Source organism: Bradyrhizobium sp. USDA 372, assembly GCF_053629095.1.
This window is the reverse complement of the sequence record NZ_JBRJHR010000001.1, coordinates 3,210,001-3,226,494: the sequence shown is the minus strand read 5'-3', so window position 1 is coordinate 3,226,494 and position 16,494 is coordinate 3,210,001. Positions and strand designations below refer to the sequence as shown.

The 16,494-nt window shown below is 62.7% G+C and carries 13 protein-coding genes; 8 read left to right on the top strand and 5 right to left on the bottom strand.

The window, feature by feature from the left end; translation table 11 throughout:
* Positions 1–185 precede the first annotated feature (185 nt).
* Positions 186–845 (top strand): TIGR02594 family protein, encoded by a 660-nt coding sequence (locus AB7M16_RS15330; protein ID WP_453944380.1) that lies wholly within the window; start codon positions 186–188, stop codon positions 843–845.
* A 251-nt stretch (positions 846–1,096) separates the two neighbouring features.
* Here the strand turns inward: AB7M16_RS15330 and AB7M16_RS15325 are convergent, their stop codons facing one another.
* Positions 1,097–1,885, bottom strand: a complete 789-nt coding sequence (locus tag AB7M16_RS15325) for an MOSC domain-containing protein (RefSeq protein WP_453944379.1) — start codon at positions 1,883–1,885, stop codon at positions 1,097–1,099.
* A gap of 242 nt (positions 1,886–2,127) precedes the next feature.
* On the opposite strand from AB7M16_RS15325, the gene clpB reads away from it, so the two are divergent.
* Entirely contained in the window at positions 2,128–4,767 is a 2,640-nt protein-coding gene (gene clpB, locus AB7M16_RS15320) for an ATP-dependent chaperone ClpB (RefSeq protein ID WP_453944378.1), read from the top strand.
* Positions 4,768–4,809: 42 nt separating this feature from the next.
* Here the strand turns inward: clpB and AB7M16_RS15315 are convergent, their stop codons facing one another.
* Complete coding sequence (locus AB7M16_RS15315) at positions 4,810–5,250, bottom strand: nuclear transport factor 2 family protein (RefSeq protein ID WP_246709097.1); 441 nt, start codon at positions 5,248–5,250, stop codon at positions 4,810–4,812.
* A 33-nt stretch (positions 5,251–5,283) separates the two neighbouring features.
* Between AB7M16_RS15315 and AB7M16_RS15310 the strand changes: the two genes are divergently transcribed.
* The 6 genes from AB7M16_RS15310 (at position 5,284) to AB7M16_RS15285 (ending at position 11,603) form a co-directional block, all read left to right on the top strand.
* On the top strand, positions 5,284–6,096 hold the full coding sequence (locus AB7M16_RS15310; RefSeq protein ID WP_453944377.1) for a helix-turn-helix domain-containing protein: 813 nt from the start codon (positions 5,284–5,286) through the stop codon (positions 6,094–6,096).
* A gap of 528 nt (positions 6,097–6,624) precedes the next feature.
* Positions 6,625–7,260: a bacterial transcriptional activator domain-containing protein gene (locus AB7M16_RS15305; protein ID WP_212259982.1), complete on the top strand. Its 636-nt coding sequence runs from the start codon at positions 6,625–6,627 to the stop codon at positions 7,258–7,260.
* A 209-nt stretch (positions 7,261–7,469) separates the two neighbouring features.
* A complete protein-coding gene (locus tag AB7M16_RS15300; protein ID WP_212259984.1) occupies positions 7,470–7,709 on the top strand; it encodes a hypothetical protein in 240 nt (79 codons plus the stop codon).
* 15 nt (positions 7,710–7,724) lie between these two features.
* Complete coding sequence (locus AB7M16_RS15295; protein ID WP_453944376.1) at positions 7,725–9,104, top strand: hypothetical protein; 1,380 nt, start codon at positions 7,725–7,727, stop codon at positions 9,102–9,104.
* A gap of 40 nt (positions 9,105–9,144) precedes the next feature.
* Positions 9,145–11,184 (top strand): hypothetical protein, encoded by a 2,040-nt coding sequence (locus AB7M16_RS15290; RefSeq protein ID WP_453944375.1) that lies wholly within the window; start codon positions 9,145–9,147, stop codon positions 11,182–11,184.
* 239 nt (positions 11,185–11,423) lie between these two features.
* On the top strand, positions 11,424–11,603 hold the full coding sequence (locus AB7M16_RS15285; protein ID WP_453944374.1) for a transglycosylase SLT domain-containing protein: 180 nt from the start codon (positions 11,424–11,426) through the stop codon (positions 11,601–11,603).
* 186 nt (positions 11,604–11,789) lie between these two features.
* On the opposite strand, the gene AB7M16_RS15280 is transcribed toward AB7M16_RS15285, so the two are convergent.
* From AB7M16_RS15280 to AB7M16_RS15270, 3 genes are all read right to left on the bottom strand, one after another.
* Positions 11,790–12,041 (bottom strand): hypothetical protein, encoded by a 252-nt coding sequence (locus AB7M16_RS15280; RefSeq protein WP_212259992.1) that lies wholly within the window; start codon positions 12,039–12,041, stop codon positions 11,790–11,792.
* A gap of 83 nt (positions 12,042–12,124) precedes the next feature.
* Positions 12,125–13,744 (bottom strand): hypothetical protein, encoded by a 1,620-nt coding sequence (locus AB7M16_RS15275; protein ID WP_453944373.1) that lies wholly within the window; start codon positions 13,742–13,744, stop codon positions 12,125–12,127.
* A 154-nt stretch (positions 13,745–13,898) separates the two neighbouring features.
* Entirely contained in the window at positions 13,899–15,962 is a 2,064-nt protein-coding gene (locus AB7M16_RS15270) for a M23 family metallopeptidase (RefSeq protein WP_453944372.1), read from the bottom strand.
* Positions 15,963–16,494 lie beyond the last annotated feature (532 nt).

Below are 16,494 nucleotides of genomic sequence, written 5' to 3'. Positions count from 1 at the left end.
TCAGGATCGCAGTTAACGCTGTTGTCGGCAATGCGGCAGCCGCAGCCGAGCACAAACACAAAATCATCGCAGCTATTCGCCGACGTCGCGTCTTTTTCTCGCCACATCGGGCGGCTTAACGGCCAAACGGATGTCGGCCATTGCACGGGCCGGCGGGAAGTGGGGGTGTCAACTAGGGATGAAGAATGGTTGAGTTGTTTGCGTATCGCCTGTCGCGTTGTGTTGTCGCGCTGGCGCTTCTCTTCGCGGCGGTCGCCGCGTTCGTTTCTCCGGCCTCGGCGCGGCCGCATCATCGTCATAGCGCAGAGCGGCACGTGTACGTGCACCACGCCAGACATCATTATCACCGCCACCATGCGAGAGGCTCGCGCTTCGGGCGCAGCGCGGCGCAATTGCAGGCGAGCGGTTTCGCCGACACCCAGGCGAGCTACGATCCAAGCGCCAACAATGGCGGCGTGGCCGGCAACGCGCTTGTCCCAAGTGGCGGCTTCGGTGGCGGATCGGGCCTGGTGTCCGAGGCACGCCGCTATATCGGCGGCAATCCGACCGGGCGCGGCAGCCTGTGGTGTGCGCGCTTCATGAACATGGTGCTTGAGCATACCGGCCATAAGGGCTCAGGCTCCGACATGGCGAGCTCCTTCGCGCGCTACGGCACGCGCATCTCCGGTCCGCAGGTCGGCGCCATCGCCGTGATGTCGCGCGGCGGCCGCGGCGGTCATGTCGGCATCATCACCGGCATCGACGCGCAGGGCAATCCGATCATGATCTCCGGCAACAACGGCAATCGCGTCCGCGAGGCCCCGGTCTCGCGCGGCCGGATCTATGCGTATGTGATGCCGAATTGAGGCTCTTCGTCGTCATTGCGAGCGAAGCGACTTGTCCGCCGAAGCCTTGGCGAAGGCGGAAGCAATCCAGAATCCCTCCGCGGAAATACTTTGGATTGCTTCGTCGCTTCGCTCCTCGCAATGACGGGAGTGCGTGGAGACAGGTGCCGTAGGGTGGGCAAAGGCGCGCAAGCGCCGTGCCTACCGGCGGTATGTCAGCGTTCGCTAGCGGCAACGGTGGGCACGCTTCGCTTTGCCCACCCTACGCTAGCTCAGACGAGCCTCGGCTCTTCCACCGCCACCACATCACCCACGCCGACCTCACCATCGGCGATCACCTCGGCATAGATGCCGCAGTCCATGTGGCCGAGATGGCGCGAGAGCGTCGGTGGTATCTCGAGATCGCGCCTGGCGGTTTCAGGGTCGACATTGGTGGCCGGGCAGCGGACGATGCGCTTGATCACCTTCAGCCGGGCCTGCCCGATCGCAAGCGTCTGGCCGACGAGGTCGAGCTCCGACCAGGCCGGCCAGCCCTTGACGTAGAGATTGGCGCGGAAGCGCAGCGGATGTACGGCGACGCCGCCGAGCATGGTCTCGATGGCGCGGACGCTGTTCAGATTGATGATGGAGACGACCTTGCGGGCGACGTCGGAGAAGCTGTGGTCGCGGCCGGAGAGAAGCTTGGGCGGGCCCTTCAACTCGGGCTGGAAGTCGTCGCGGAAATAGGCCTCGATGGCGGCGCGCCCGGCGGCGGTCTCGAGATCGCCGCTGGCGACGATCTGGCCGTCCTTGCGGATGGTCAGCACGTTGCTGGCGTCGTCGAACCGGCTGTCGAGCGCGGCCAGCCGCTCATTGCGCGCCAGCATCAGGAACTGGATTTTCGGCTTCCATTCGGGCGCCTCGGGATCGAACCCGCTCGGGCCGTTCTCGATGGCGTAGCGACGGTCGGCGGGCAAGGTCTCTCCCCGCCGCAAGGTGACGCGGGGCAGGGCTTCCGGCGTCAGGCCCTTGATCGGGTAGCGGTAGAGGCCGGTGATTTCGGCAGTATGGCTGGCTGTCATGCCGCTACTTAGGGGATTCGGCGGGCCGTCGCCAAGCGGTCGGATCAGCGCACGAAATTGTGAACTCGCCTCTACCGATCCGAGGGCACGCTTCCCACATCTGGGTCAGGCCGGCGCCAGCGCCGGCTGATAAGCGACCGCTTGCTGTGTTGAGGAACGTCAACGCATCAGGCGGAAACCCAATGAAGATGCCGTTCGGGGTGCCTTAGAGGGCCCTGAGGGCAGGCCGAGGGACAGAAAAGATGAACATCGAGAAATATACCGAACGCTCCAGGGGCTTCATCCAGTCCGCGCAGTCGCTCGCGATGCGCGAGGGGCACCAGCAGTTCTCCACCCTGCACGTGCTGAAGGTCCTGCTGGACGACAATGAGGGGCTCGCCGCCGGTTTGATCGACCGCGCTGGCGGCAATTCCCGTGCAATTCTGAAGGCGACCGAGGACGCCCTCAACAAGGTGCCGAAGGTCTCCGGCGGCGGCGCCGGGCAGATCTACCTCGCGCCCGAGCTGGCCCGCACTTTCGATGCCGCCGAAAAGGCCGGCGAGAAGGCCGGCGACAGCTTCGTCACGGTCGAGCGGCTTTTGCTCGGGCTGACGCTGGAGAAGACCAGCGAGGCCGGCAACATCCTCAATAAGGGCGGCGTCACGCCGCAAAACCTCAACGCGGCGATCGAGGCGCTGCGCAAGGGCCGCACGGCCGACTCTGCCACCGCCGAGAACGCCTATGACGCCCTGAAGAAATATGCCCGCGACCTGACCCAGGCCGCGCGCGACGGCAAGCTCGATCCGGTCATCGGCCGCGACGAGGAAATCCGCCGCACCATCCAGGTGCTCTCGCGTAGGACCAAGAACAACCCCGTCCTGATCGGCGAGCCCGGCGTCGGCAAGACCGCCATCGCCGAAGGTCTCGCGCTGCGCATCGTCAACGGCGACGTGCCGGAGAGCCTGAAGGACAAGAAGCTGCTCTCGCTCGACCTCGGCGCACTGATCGCCGGCGCGAAGTATCGCGGCGAGTTCGAGGAGCGGCTGAAGGCCGTGCTGCAGGAAGTGACCGGCAGCGAGGGCACCTTCATCCTGTTCATCGACGAGATGCACACGCTGATCGGCGCCGGCAAGGGCGACGGCGCGATGGACGCCTCCAACCTGCTCAAGCCGGCGCTTGCGCGCGGCGAGCTGCACTGCATCGGCGCGACCACGCTCGACGAATATCAGAAGCACGTCGAGAAGGACGCCGCGCTGGCGCGGCGCTTCCAGCCGATCTTCGTCAGCGAGCCCTCGGTCGAGGACACCATCTCGATCCTGCGCGGGCTGAAGGACAAATACGAGCAGCATCATGGCGTGCGGATCACCGATTCCGCGCTTGTGGCGGCGACGACGCTGTCCAACCGCTACATCACCGACCGCTTCCTGCCCGACAAGGCGATCGACCTCATGGACGAGGCCGCGGCGCGGCTGAAGATGCAGGTCGATTCGAAGCCGGAAGAGCTGGATTCGCTCGATCGTGAGATCATCCGGCTCAAGATCGAGCAGGAGGCGCTGAAGAAGGAAAGCGATGTCGGCTCCAAGTCCCGGCTCCAGACCCTGGAGAAGGACCTCGCCGAGCTCGAGGAGAGGTCGGCGGCGCTGACGGCGCGCTGGAGCGCGGAGAAGAGCAAGCTCTCCGACGCCCAGAAGCTGAAGGCCGAGCTCGACGCTCTTCGTGTCGAGCTCGCCAACGCGCAGCGGCGCGGCGAATTCCAGAAGGCCGGCGAGCTGGCCTATGGCCGGATCCCGCAGCTCGAGAAGCAGCTCGCGGACATCGAGGCCAAGGAGAATTCCGGCGAGATGATGGAGGAGGCGGTCACCGCCAACCATATCGCGCAGGTGGTCTCGCGCTGGACCGGCGTGCCCGTCGACAAGATGCTGGAAGGCGAGAAGGAGAAGCTCCTGAAGATGGAGCTGCAGCTCGGCAAGCGCGTCGTCGGCCAGGCCGAGGCCGTGCGTGCGGTCGCAACCGCCGTGCGCCGCTCGCGCGCCGGCCTGCAGGACCCGAACCGCCCCACCGGCTCGTTCATGTTCTTGGGGCCGACCGGCGTCGGCAAGACCGAGCTGACCAAAGCCTTGGCGGAGTACCTGTTCAACGACGAGACCGCGATGGTCCGCCTCGACATGTCCGAATACATGGAGAAGCACTCGGTCTCGCGGCTGATCGGCGCGCCTCCCGGCTATGTCGGCTATGACGAGGGCGGTGCGCTCACCGAAGCGGTGCGTCGCCGGCCCTACCAGGTCGTGCTGTTCGACGAGATCGAGAAGGCGCATCCTGACGTCTTCAACGTCCTGTTGCAGGTGCTCGACGACGGCCGCCTGACCGACGGCCAAGGCCGCACCGTCGACTTCCGCAACACGCTGATCATCATGACCTCCAACCTCGGTTCGGAATATCTGGTGAACCAGCCGGAGGGCGAGGACACCGCGGCCGTGCGCGAGCAGGTGATGGGAATGGTGCGGGCGCACTTCCGCCCCGAATTCCTCAACCGCGTCGACGAGATCATCCTGTTCCACCGTCTGCAGCGCAGCGAGATGGGCCGGATCGTCGAGATCCAGTTCGCGCGTCTCCAGAAGCTCCTGACCGATCGCAAGATCGTGCTCAGCCTCGATGCCGCCGCCCGCGACTGGTTAGCTGCCAAGGGCTGGGATCCCGCCTACGGCGCAAGGCCGCTGAAGCGGGTGATCCAGCGCTACCTCCAGGACCCGCTCGCCGAGATGATCCTCGCCGGCGACATCAGGGACGGCGACAACGTCGCGATTTCGTCCGAAGGCAACGTGCTGACCTTCAACGGCAAGGCGCCGCAGACCGCGGAGATCGCGCAGTTCGAGGCGCCGGTGGCGAAGCGGAAGCTGAACTGATGAAATACACGCCCTTCGTGCCAAACTCGCGGAGGGCGTTTTTCAATCCGCGAAGAACGCGTCCACCACTGCCTGATCGCGGTCGTAGACCCAGCATTCGCTCAGCAGGCCTTCGCGCACGGCATAGACCAGCAGCCGTTCCAGTTCAGCCGTGCGACCGTCCCGGCTGAATGATTCCCGTGCGAGAATGGCGCCGCGCCGCGGTCCGGCCATCACTTCATCGATGCCGAGAAGTTTTCGGTTGGAGCGGCGTGCGACCTCGGCCAGAGTGGCAAGAGCGGCCGTCTTGCCGTGGTGAGTGCCGGCGAGCGGGTTATGGCCGGCATAATGCAGCATGAATTCATCGTGGTAGCAGGCGGCGATCGCGGCGCGGTCACCGGCCTGCCAGGCGGTCGCGTAGCGCGTGACGGCGGCGCGTATCGCGGCGATTTGTGCGGCGTCATCTACAAGAACTCTATTCATCGATGTGATCTCCCGGGTCATCGGCAGCGCTGTGCTGGTGCGCTATGATAAGGCATGACCTCGCCTCCCGACTTTCAGGAACTGGCTATCAGCACGCCGCCCAGCGGCGGGCCGAAGAAGGCGCGGATGCTCGATTGGGACGCGCGGGTGATCTATCTCGGTCCAGCCTTCGGGTTGACTCCCCACCGCAATGCTACCGGCGTGCTGGCCGTCGCGCTCGACGGGGCGATAGGCGTAGCTAACGATCCAAGGGCGCGCTCGCCGTCTTATCGCCAGACCCGCAGCGTGCTGATCATGCCCAACAGTATGCACCATCTCCGCATCGACGCCGGACCGACCGCCTTTCTGTATGTCGATCCCCTCGGGCGCGATATCGAGGCGCTTCGTTCACGAATGAAGGAGGTAGGATCAAGCGCCGCGTTCGACCTGATCGACGAGAGGTCGGTCGTCGCGCTGTTCCGCGACATTGCGGAACGACGCCTCGCATCAGAGGACGCGCGGCAAGCAGCCCGCGATATGCTTGGGATCGGATCAAATCCGCAGCCGGATGCGAGAATTGCCGCCGCCATCGAGCGGATGCGCGAGGAGCCCGGCGGTTCGCACACGCTTGCTGAACTGGGCCGCAAGGCCGGGCTTTCGTCCTCGCGCTTCCTGCATCTCTTCAAGGACGTCACGGGTGTGCCGCTCCGCCGCTACCGCATCTGGTCCCGGGTCGGCGCTGCCGCGCGGGCGGTCGCACAAGGCCAATCGCTGACCGAGGCCGCGCATGGCGCGGGCTTTTCCAGCTCCGCGCATTTCAGCACGGCCTTTCGCGACATGTTCGGCATGATGCCGTCGGAATTGTTCGCACGGCTGCGCGCGGAATAACGTCTGCAACGTGCTGTTCAAGCTGTGCCTCAAAGCCCTCTCCGCCGGCGCGGGGAGGGTTTTCGCTTTTGCGAAGCAGGTCGGGTATCCGCGTGTTGTGTCGTTGAAAAGCCACACGTACTGCGGTTATCCGCTCAGGATGTAAATTGATGTTGAACAACCATAGGCTCCGTTGCCATAATTCCATCTCGGTCGACGCGGCATTCCCGCGGCCAAGAACTCAAGGATTTCACGCGAGTCTTTGAGTAACCGACAATTTTAGACTGAGCTCGCAATTTCGAGCTGCGATGATTGAACGCCACAGGCAGTTTTTGTTGTGTTTTGCGTGGAGGGGCGGCGGTGTTGACCGTTAGTTTGCTGGGGGCCAGCCGGGTTGCGCGCGGTAACGAGCAGATTTGGTTGGATCTCGGTCCAGCAGGACGGAGATTGGCCGGCTTCCTTTTCACCTTTCCGGACCGTCCGCACCGTCGCGAGCGACTTATCGACCTGTTTTGGCCGGAGTTGGACTCCGACAGAGGACGCCGAGCCGTGAACTCTGCGATCTGGCGTTTGCGAAAACTGCTCGCGTCGGCTCCGGAGTACAGAGAGGGCTATGGCCTCAGGACCGTCGGCTCGGAGACTATTCTCGAGAGGACGTCTTGGCTGGACGTCGACACCTGGGCTCTGCTTGAAGCGGCACAGGCCGCTCTCAACGGCGTTGAGGCGCACGTGGATCCTTCCACGATGAAGCAGGTTCTCGCCGTCCTGTACCGCTACGAGGGGCCATTCCTGGACGGCGAAGATGCCGACTGGATATTGGAGGAACGCGAGCGATTGCATTCCCTTTTTGTGCAGTCGGCAATGACCATCGTCCGTCATCTGGGACTTTGTGGCCACTATCATGATGCGATCCTGCTCGCCCGTCACGCGCTGCGCTTTGATCCCTATCGCGAGGAACTGGTTCGACATCTCCTGACGTTGCTTGCACTCGATGAGAGGCGTATCGACGCCATCAGGTACTACGATCACTGGATCGCCATGATCCGGCAGGAGCTGGGAATTTCTCCGCTTCCAGCAACGCGTGCGGTCATTGACGAGATCAGGAATCTGCATAACGCCGACGACGCCCAGCATTTGCGCGTCGGGCTGATGAGCCGCGATGAGCGGCGGCGTGCAGTAAACTAGGCGCCGCAGTCCACAAATCCATCTGATATCGCGAGCCTGACCAGGGCTTGGCCAAGCCATGGCCGGACAGGCCCCTGCCTTGCCCGGCCGTGTCGTGATTCTGTCGTGATCGCTTCGGAATTCTCGCCGCAGGCCGCCGTGAGCGAAGGGCCAGCATCCCGGAACGATCGCGCGATCTGCCCGAGTTCACGGCATGCGACGTTCGGCCCATGAGCTCACAACAGCCGCTCTTGGATCAGGTTTTCATTCTGCGCTTCTGGCGCGAAAGCGCCGACGCCGGCGAATACGCGCGTTGGCGGGTCCTGGTCCGCAACATCAACACCCGACGGCGCGACGTGGTCGACGACGTGCAACGCGCCTTTGCGATCGTCGCCTCGAATTTGAACGCGGCTGCTGGCGAGCATGACGGGCCGGAGCGGCCGGCCAATGCACCATCAGGACAAGACTGAGAGAACGAGACTAGCGTGTCCAGGGGCATTCAAATGATAGGCAGCCGTTTGAAGCGAGGCAAAAGCGCAATTTTTGCATGCGTGGGGTTGGCCCTGTTGCTGGTGGGATGCAGTTCGGCTCTCGAAGAGAAGCTGATCCAGGTGGGCATTGGCACTGAGCTGCCGGTGGAAGATATGGCGGAATCAACCCGCCGACTGGAGGCCTATCTCTCTTATTTGTGTGAGCAGGCCGGAGGGTTCAGGACCGAGACGCCTGATGGCCGCATCTCCTGCGATGCGAGTCGGTATGGCGGCGCCTACTGGACGGCTTTGGTGAGTGCGGGTTTCAACGATATCGATCGTCGCTGCGACAGTTATCTCGCTTGGCTCGCTAGTCGGCGTCGTGACCGAAATGCCATCTTGAGCCAGATTCACGACACGAGGACTTTCACCGAAGCGTTGTTGTATACAACCGGTGTCGGCGCCGCGCCTATAGCCATCGCAGGTTTGGCCTTCGGCCTGGCGAGCAATTCCTTCACAAACTACTACTCGCGGTTGCTTTTCGAGATCGAGAAATCAACCGTCTCGGTTCTGGTCCGTGAGAAACGCCTGCAATATCGCGAGACGTTCAAGGGGTATATCGCATATCAACCCGATGCCGTGCACGTGTTGCGTGAATACATGTTGATCTGTACGCCATTCTATATCGAAGACCTAGTCAACCAGCGGACGCGCGACAGCGTCGCGGGTAACACGCCGGCCGACAAGGGTAATGCCGATCAAATCCGAAGGTCGATGGTGGCAGGCGCGTTGCTCAATGCGATCCCCAAAAGCCCAACAGACCCGCTGGGGGGCGTCGGCAAGAATAAGCCTCTGCCGCGAGAAGATAACATGTCGGGTGGCAAGAACCCCTTCGAACAGAACATGGTCGTACCCATCGGTCAAGAAATCCAGTCGAACCTGTGTGTTTCAAAATCGAAAAGCTTCGACGACCCGACGAGGGCCGCTATCAGGCAGGCCAAACTCGGGTCAGCACAAAGCGGCCCGGGCGAACGACTGTTCGACAATACCGACAACCAGATCAACAGCCAGCTTGAAGCTACAGCAATCCGTCTTGCGGGGGACTGCACCCTCGATAAGACGGGCACGGACCGCGGGTACAGCAACGCATTCGAGAAGTTTGCCTTCCCGACTGGAGCCGGAATAGTGTCACTGCAAAAACTGCTTGCACCCTGCGCCTTTCCTGATCTGAAGGACAAATTCTCGGGCAAAATCGATGCGCTGACCCGATCAGCAATTCAGGCTGCAAAAAAGAAAGCGATCCCGGCTTTGAGTGCCACCCCTATCGAAGCCATTCCGAATACGCTGGACAACAATTCTTACAAAGAGATTCTGACCAAGTGCACTGCTGCATGAAGCCGTTTTCATACGCCTGGTCTAACCTCAGGAATCGAACATGCCCGAGACGTTAATGAAGGGTGATATAACCACTCCACTTCGCACGGAGCCGCGGGGCGCTTCGAGCCTGGTCGAGGTAGGTGAGGTTCCGCTTCTGATTTTTGGCGGAGAGAAGGTCAAGACGGGTGCACAGGCCTCTGTGGTCGAGCAGGTTGATGACCACTCAGTCACGTGGATTTTCGTCGAGGCCATGGGTCCCCCGGATGTCGACAAGCGAAAAGGCTTTGTCAACGCAAGGTTTCTGGTCGACGAGGGCGCCGGTGTTGAAGTCGTGGAGGCCTTCAATCCGTTCACCACACAAGTCAGCAGGGAAGACTTTGCCAGTATTTGTTATCAGCAAGCCACGGCACTTGGGACAAATGTGGCGTATCTTTATGCCCTGGCTTTCGTGTTGAGCGGTGATCAATGGACCGCTACGGATGTCAAGACCGATGATCCCGCCGATGCCCCGGCCATTGGCGTGTATCGTTTCACGAAGGAGACTTGGGCAACTCTGATAGCCACGCCTGAAGCGGCGGGCATTCGCACTGACCAGATCAAATTTCCGGCGGTTCAATGCATCGTGGCAGCGATTGTCGCCGTAAAGGCAGCGGATCTGCTCACGGCTACGATCACCGATCGAGGATTGAACTCAGTCGATCTTTTCCTTGCTCACCTTTTCGCTGGCACCGATGGTTTCGGAGCGGTTGCGTCGGCGAGGGTTTTTCAGGCCAATAACACCGATAATACCCAGAAGGCAAACGCCGTCCTCGGGACAATTTTTCCGAATGCCGCCGCAGCGACTGCGTTCTTCAACCTCAACAAAAGCATCTTCAACGCCACCGGGTCGGCCACCATCAAACAGGTTCTGGAACGATGCGCGGCCAAGATGGGCGCGGGCTTTGACGAGGTTCGCAGGTTTGCTCACGAGATCGAGCAAGATCTCTTTGGCGATGACGTTCCCGCAGGACGGAAAGATCCACTTTCGGGTAGCGAAGAATTCAGCGGTACGCAAACCATCACAGGGATAGCCAATGGCATGGACCGCAGGCAGTTCCTTGGTGAACTCAAAAAGACAGACCTGGTCAGGAAACTGGCCGACATGGTCAAGGGCGAGGTCGGCTGGGGCGCTCCAACGGACACCAAATTCGTTCAAGCTGAAACCGCATTCAATCGAGCCCAGGCGCGTGACCACTCGCTTGCCCGGGCCTTGTGGTCAAAATCGGACAACTTTGACCACGGCTATTATCAGGGCGGCGCGAACGGGACCTATTCGCGTCCGGTCACCGCTGCAGAGTTCGAGGACTTCCTGAAGAACTATCTCCCCGTCCTTGTCGCGGGCTCGAACAGGTCGGAAGCCTTGCTTGGCTTCATTGCGACCGGCAACGCTTCCCCGCCGGTATCCACACAGCAATACGCGAAGGGCACGAGAGGTGGAGATCTTCCTACGGCACAGCCAAATCATCCGGAAAGCTATTTTCTTGAAGGCCCATTCAAGGTGCCAGCCAAGAAGCTGCAAGGAGGGGAATCCATTGCACTTCCCATTGGAGCATCAGGGCCGATATCGGCTCACGGGGAGCCTCCCGAGCAGATGGATGGTGACACGGTAGGCAGCGGACCTGTTGGAGGCAAATTCAACGTGCCGGCAGGTACGCCGATCTCTCCGGCGAGCGAACACCAGACCATCACGTTCACCAATGGAAAGAAGATAGACACCAACAAGTTGGTCGCAGGGCAGTTCCTCGGCTTCTTCAATGACCTCATCGAGCGGGAGGCGCCGGTCCGTGACCTTGGTTGCTTCGGAGAACGACCCAATAATCGTTCGCAACATCCGCGTGGACTTGCGATCGACTGGGCACAGACTGACCGCGATGTTGTTGCTCACGATGTGCGCCAATGGATAGACAGCCACCGCGAGGTACTCAGAAAGCTGGAGCGCCGTTGGGGAATAAGCGGTGGTGAGAACTGGACCGACAAGGATACAGGTCACTTTTCCATCGAGATCATTTTCGGCGATGCGCACCTGAGGGCAGCCAGGGCGGCGAGCGAAAACGACTGATCCCCCTTTACCCCCGGTGATCCGGTCAACGACGTAGTAGTTCGCGCTTCGGCGCACCGCGCGGCCCCGGAACGTGCAGAAATTATCGGGGTTGTGTCGTTTCTTGAGATTCCTCGATGTCTTGAGAGAGATTTCGCATTTCGGCGACTGTATGTTGTTGATGTCCAGCGTAATCACATTTCGGGTCTGCACCCTGTATTGATAGCCGTTGCAGGAAATCTCGCCCGTGCGCGCTGGCATTGGCAAGGCCAGCAAGGAGGGCATTCCGCAGCAATCGGCTGCGCTCGCTAACGCTCGCGGAATCAAACCTGAATCCCAACGCAGTGTCTGCTCCACCCGAGGAGGCTATTGGGTTGTTCCAGCTCAATCGACGGGGACTAGGCACAGGGCACAGCAGAGAAGAGCTAGAGAACCCTTAACAAATATCGGTATCATTCTGTCGGCTGCGCAGAAGGTCATGGAGTTTACGGACGCCTCCACCTTGGAGCAACCTACGATCGCTTGCCTCGCGCGATGCCTGGGGAGGCAGCGCCTCCGAGGGCCGTCTTTCATCGTGTCGGCGCGCGTCTGTTCGAAGAAGCTTCGCTTCTCCGGCCTGCGTCTTGTCACCGGCCCATGGCCGCCGGCCCCGACTCCACGTCCTCCTCCTCGAGCTCCGACAAAATATCCACCAGCTCGCGCACCCGGCCCTGCGCCAGCGGGCGCAGATCGTTGATCATCGGCTCGTCATTGGCGAGCCAGGCCTGGGCTTCAGCGAGTTCTTCGGCGGTCGCGCCGGTTCCGATGATCTGGGCAATGGTCACGTCGTCGGCACGGTCCACGGCCTTGACGACATCGTCGCGTGAGAGGCGCGTCATGGGCGATCCTCCTGCTGGCTTCGGTCAGCGTCTAACCGAGAACCGGCGTGCCGGTTCCCGGGCCAGGCCCGTGCGCGCCATTCCTACTTCTTCACCACCTTGTAGATCGCATTCTCGACATCTGAGCTGAAGTAGATCGTACCCGTCGCGCCGACGGCGACGCCGGTGGGGACATGTGTCGGCAAGCCGCCGGGTGCGCCGGTCAGGCCGATCGGGAGATTGGCGGCGATCTCGGTGATCTTTCCGCTCTCCGGTGCGATCTCGATCAGCCGCTTGGCGCCGACCTCCGCCACGATGAGCTGGCCTTCGGGACCTCTTGCGATGCCTTCCGGCATCTTCAGCTCCTTGGCAATCACGGTCTTTTCACCGTTGCTGTCGATCCTGGAGACGAGGCCCGCAAACGCCTCGGTCAGGTAGACCTCGTCGGATTTCCCGCGAACGAGGCCGACCGGGCCTTCGAGCGCGCCGATCAGCGTGGTGCGGTCCTTGCCGTGCTCGCCGCTCACCTTGACCAGCGACTTGGTGCCGAGCTCGGCCACCAGGATGCTGCCGTCCGCGAGCACGACCGCGTCATGCGGCGCCTTGAAGTCGTGCAGCATCTCGCGCGTCGCGCCGGTCTTGCCGTCGATCACCTGCACGGTGCCGGTGAACCAGCTCGACAGGACCACGTCGTTGCCCTTTGCCGTCGCGCTCATCGGATATTCGAGCGTGACGCCGGCAGCGTGCATGCGCGCCTTCTCGGTGACCTCGCCGGTCGCCGCGTCCACCGTGCGATAGGCGAACAAGTCGGCGACGTGGATGGTGTCCTTGCCGTTCTCCGAGGTGACACCGATGCCGCCGGGCAAAGCGAGCTTGCCGATGATGATCTGCTTGGCCTGGCCGGTCGCGGGATCGACCTCCTGGATGCCGTTGTCGGCCATGTTGGAGACGTAGATGCGGTCCTTGTCGTCGATGGCGAGATTATCCAGCGAGGGCTTCAGCTGCGCGACCATGGTCTTGGCGCCGGACTTCGGATCGACCCGGACGAGCTGGCCGAGCGCGGTGTCGATCACAAAGAGGTTGCCCTTGGAATCGAAGTTCACGGCGGCCGGAACCTTGAAGCCGTCGGCGACGACGCTCAGCTCGGCCTTGTCGACGTCGACCCTAGCGACCTGGCCCTTGAACCAGAGCGGACCATAGAGCTTGTCGTCGGGACCGAACTCGAAGCCGTTGAGGCCGCCCATCTTCTCCATGATCTGGCGTGGCGGTTTGACGCCCTCGACGTCGATCTCGTAGAGCGCATCGCCGAGGAAGACGGTGGTGGCGTAGAGCCTGCCGTCCTTGCGGAAGGCGAGCGAGTTGATGCCGGGAAGCCCGGACGCGAGCTTCTTGATCGGTCCGTCGCCCTTGCGCGCGTAGAGATCGCCGGCGAGGAAGCCGGTCCAGGCCATGGTGCCGTCGGGTGCGAATGCGATGTCATCGGCCATCCCGACCGGTGCTGGAATCGCAACCTTGGCGTTGCCGCCGGCGATGTCGACCTCGTAGAGCGCAGCACCCGCGACGCTGCCGGCAAACAAATGGCCGGCCGTGTCGACACCGAGCCCGTGCACGCCGTGGAACGCCGAGCCCTGCACGAGCCTCGTGACCTCCCAGCCGTCGGCCGATGCGCTCGTCGTGGAGAACAGCGCAGCAACCAAGGCTGCGCAGGCGAGCCTGCTCTTCATGGCGTGACCTCCCGTTTTTTGGAAAGTATTCGCCCGTCCGGCGGCTTTGGCAAACGAAACTTGACGTTGAAACGCCGCGAAGCGGCCCGGCTGCGCAGCGTTCTTGTTTGAAATTCCGTTTGAAAATGCCGGCCGATACCGGCGGGCTGCCGATTTACCGGTTGGTGACCTGCAGCGGCCCGCCGGTCGCGTCCGACATGCGGGCGATGGCGCCGCCGCGGCCGCTCATCATGCCGTCGAGCCGGTCGCGCTCCTTCTCGAAGCTTGCCAGCATCGGGCCCTCCAGCGAACGGCCGCGCGGCAACTTCACGCGCATCGGGTCGACGAAGCGGCCGTTGACCAGGATCTCGTAATGGACGTGCGGGCCGGTCGACAGGCCGGAGGAGCCGACGAAGCCGATCACCTGGCCCTGCCGCACCTTCTTGCCGACCTCCATGCCCTTGGCGAAGGCCGACATGTGGCCGTAGGCGGTCTCGTAGCCGTTGGAATGCTTGATGCGGATGTACTTGCCGTAGCCGCCCTCGGGACCCGCCTTCTCGATCACGCCGTTGCCGGAGGCGAAGATCGGCGTGCCGTAGCTGGTGGACCAGTCGACGCCGGTATGCATCTTGACGTAGCCGAGGATCGGGTGGCGGCGGCCGCCGAAGCCGGAGCGCATGATGGCGTTGTTGACGGGCTTTCTGACCAGGAACTTCTTCGCGCTCTTGCCGGTCTCGTCGTAATAGTCGACCAGGCCGTCGTCGGGGCTCTGGTAGCGGTAGTATTTCTTGGTCTCGCCGCCGACGGTGAGCGAGGCGAACAGCACCTCGTTCTTTTCGCTCGACGTCACGCCCTCGTCCTCGCCGGCGTAGAACACGTCGAAGGAATCTCCGGGCTGCACCTTGCGCTGGAAATCGACGTCGTAGGAGTAGATCTTGATCATGTCCTCGATGACGGGCATCGGGACCTTGTTGCGCATCGCGGTCTCGTAGATGCTCTGGTAGAGCCGCACGCCGGAGCCGTCATCGTCATCATCATCATCGCTGCTGGCGTTGGCCGCAGTATCAGCGACGGTGTTCATGCTGGAGACGTCGACGGCGACGTACTTGCCGAGATCGGACAGCGCCGCGATCGCTTCGACCATCGTGTCGTTTGCAACCACGACGCGATAGGGCTGCAGGCGGGCGCCGGGGCTCGCGGGCGCCATCAGGATGCGAAGCTTCTCGCCTTCCTTCAGGCCGCCGTCGCGGCCGCGCGGTCCGAGCGTCGCGGTGATCGCCTTGATCTCGTCGGCATTGGCGCCGAGATCGCGCAGCACCGAAGCGACGCTGTCGCCCCTCTTGACCATGTGGACGCGTTCGCCGTTGGGATTGCCGCCGGTGATCTGCTCCTTGGTCTTGGGCAGCAGCGTGACGTTTTCCGGCACCACGCGCGTCTCGAAGCCGGCATAAGGATCGGACGGTGAGACCTCGGCCGCGTAGGCGGTTCTGATCTCGGAGGGACCGGTCGCGCCGGAGATGTCGGCGGCCGCATTGGCGAGCGAGGCGTAGCGCACCCCGCCATTGCCGCGCCAATTGGCGGCATCGCGCACCCGCATCAGGATGTCGTCGAGTGCCACCACCGCGGAAATCTTGGCCTTCGGCAGCACCGGCGACAGGTCCTTGGTGACGAAGGACACTTCCGCGTCGGGCTCGACGGCTTCGGGATTGTTGGGATCGTCGGACGCCGTCTTCGGGTCGGAGCCGACATCGGTCAGCAGGCGCTGGGCGTTGAACGGCGGGATCTTCGCCGACAGATCGCTCGTCGTCATCGACAGATTGCCGGCGATCCGCACGAACGGACGCACCCGCATCACGTCACGGTTGCCGACGCGGGCCACGGTCGAGACGCGCATCACGTTGCGCGAGGCCGTGGATTCGCTCGGCGGCGGCAGGCGGTCGCTCTTGTGCAGCGAGGCGGCGCGATCGGCGGCGCCGAATGCTCCGCGCAGCGCGCCTTCGACCCGCTCCGGCACCTTGGCGAAGGTCATCTCGCCGTCGAGCGAAGCGAAAACGGCGCCGCCGATCAGGGCTGCGCCGCAAAGTCCGGTCAAAATTGTCCCGCTGAACCATTGCACCGAGACGCGGCGGCGGTCGATCACGGCGGCTTCAGAACCATCGACGGACAGCGGCGGCTCGTGGCCGAGATCGATGATCCCGGTCTCACGCCCGTAAGCGCCGCGTGACGTCCTGTGGTTCAACCCAAGTCCCCCAATCAACGACCCAAGATGCCCGTTCTCGAACCTGGTCCCGGTTGCCCTCTTGAACGGGGATCGCCGGAAAAGGCAAGCCGCACAGCCATCCGCGCCCAGAACGCCCCTTGATGGGGCCGGCCGAAATTACGAACAGCTGGACGGGTAAAGCTCTCTCGATGTCTTTCGAATGCCGAAGGAAGGTCGCGTCATTTGCAAGATCGCCTTCCTCTGACCCCATGAAAATCGCCGGCAGCCCCCACAGGCATCCCCGCGATTCAAGCTTGTCTCTTATCAGAACGCCGCGGGATTGTGGCTCAAGTACGGCGCCAAATATGGAAAAAGTTTCCTGAACGCCGGGCCGTAAAGACCCTCCGTGCAACCACTGGCGGAGCTCGGGCCGGGCGGGGACAGGGCCCCATCCAGCGGGGGAGCGGGCGTTTGGCCGGGAGCCCTCAGACTGGGAACGGGGCACGCCTGCCCAGGGTTGCGGGGGAGGCGAGGAAGGGGTCCGGGGAGGGGCCCCAAGGCGCCTTCCGGA

Coding starts and splice junctions, on each gene's coding strand:
- AB7M16_RS15280 (WP_212259992.1), bottom strand. CDS start 12,041: ATGACGCGCCTCTCACGCGACGATGTCGTCAAGGCCGTGGACCGTGCC.
- AB7M16_RS15275 (WP_453944373.1), bottom strand. CDS start 13,744: ATGAAGAGCAGGCTCGCCTGCGCAGCCTTGGTTGCTGCGCTGTTCTCC.
- AB7M16_RS15330 (WP_453944380.1), top strand. CDS start 186: ATGGTTGAGTTGTTTGCGTATCGCCTGTCGCGTTGTGTTGTCGCGCTG.
- clpB (WP_453944378.1), top strand. CDS start 2,128: ATGAACATCGAGAAATATACCGAACGCTCCAGGGGCTTCATCCAGTCC.
- AB7M16_RS15325 (WP_453944379.1), bottom strand. CDS start 1,885: ATGACAGCCAGCCATACTGCCGAAATCACCGGCCTCTACCGCTACCCG.
- AB7M16_RS15315 (WP_246709097.1), bottom strand. CDS start 5,250: ATGACCCGGGAGATCACATCGATGAATAGAGTTCTTGTAGATGACGCC.
- AB7M16_RS15290 (WP_453944375.1), top strand. CDS start 9,145: ATGCCCGAGACGTTAATGAAGGGTGATATAACCACTCCACTTCGCACG.
- AB7M16_RS15310 (WP_453944377.1), top strand. CDS start 5,284: ATGACCTCGCCTCCCGACTTTCAGGAACTGGCTATCAGCACGCCGCCC.
- AB7M16_RS15300 (WP_212259984.1), top strand. CDS start 7,470: ATGAGCTCACAACAGCCGCTCTTGGATCAGGTTTTCATTCTGCGCTTC.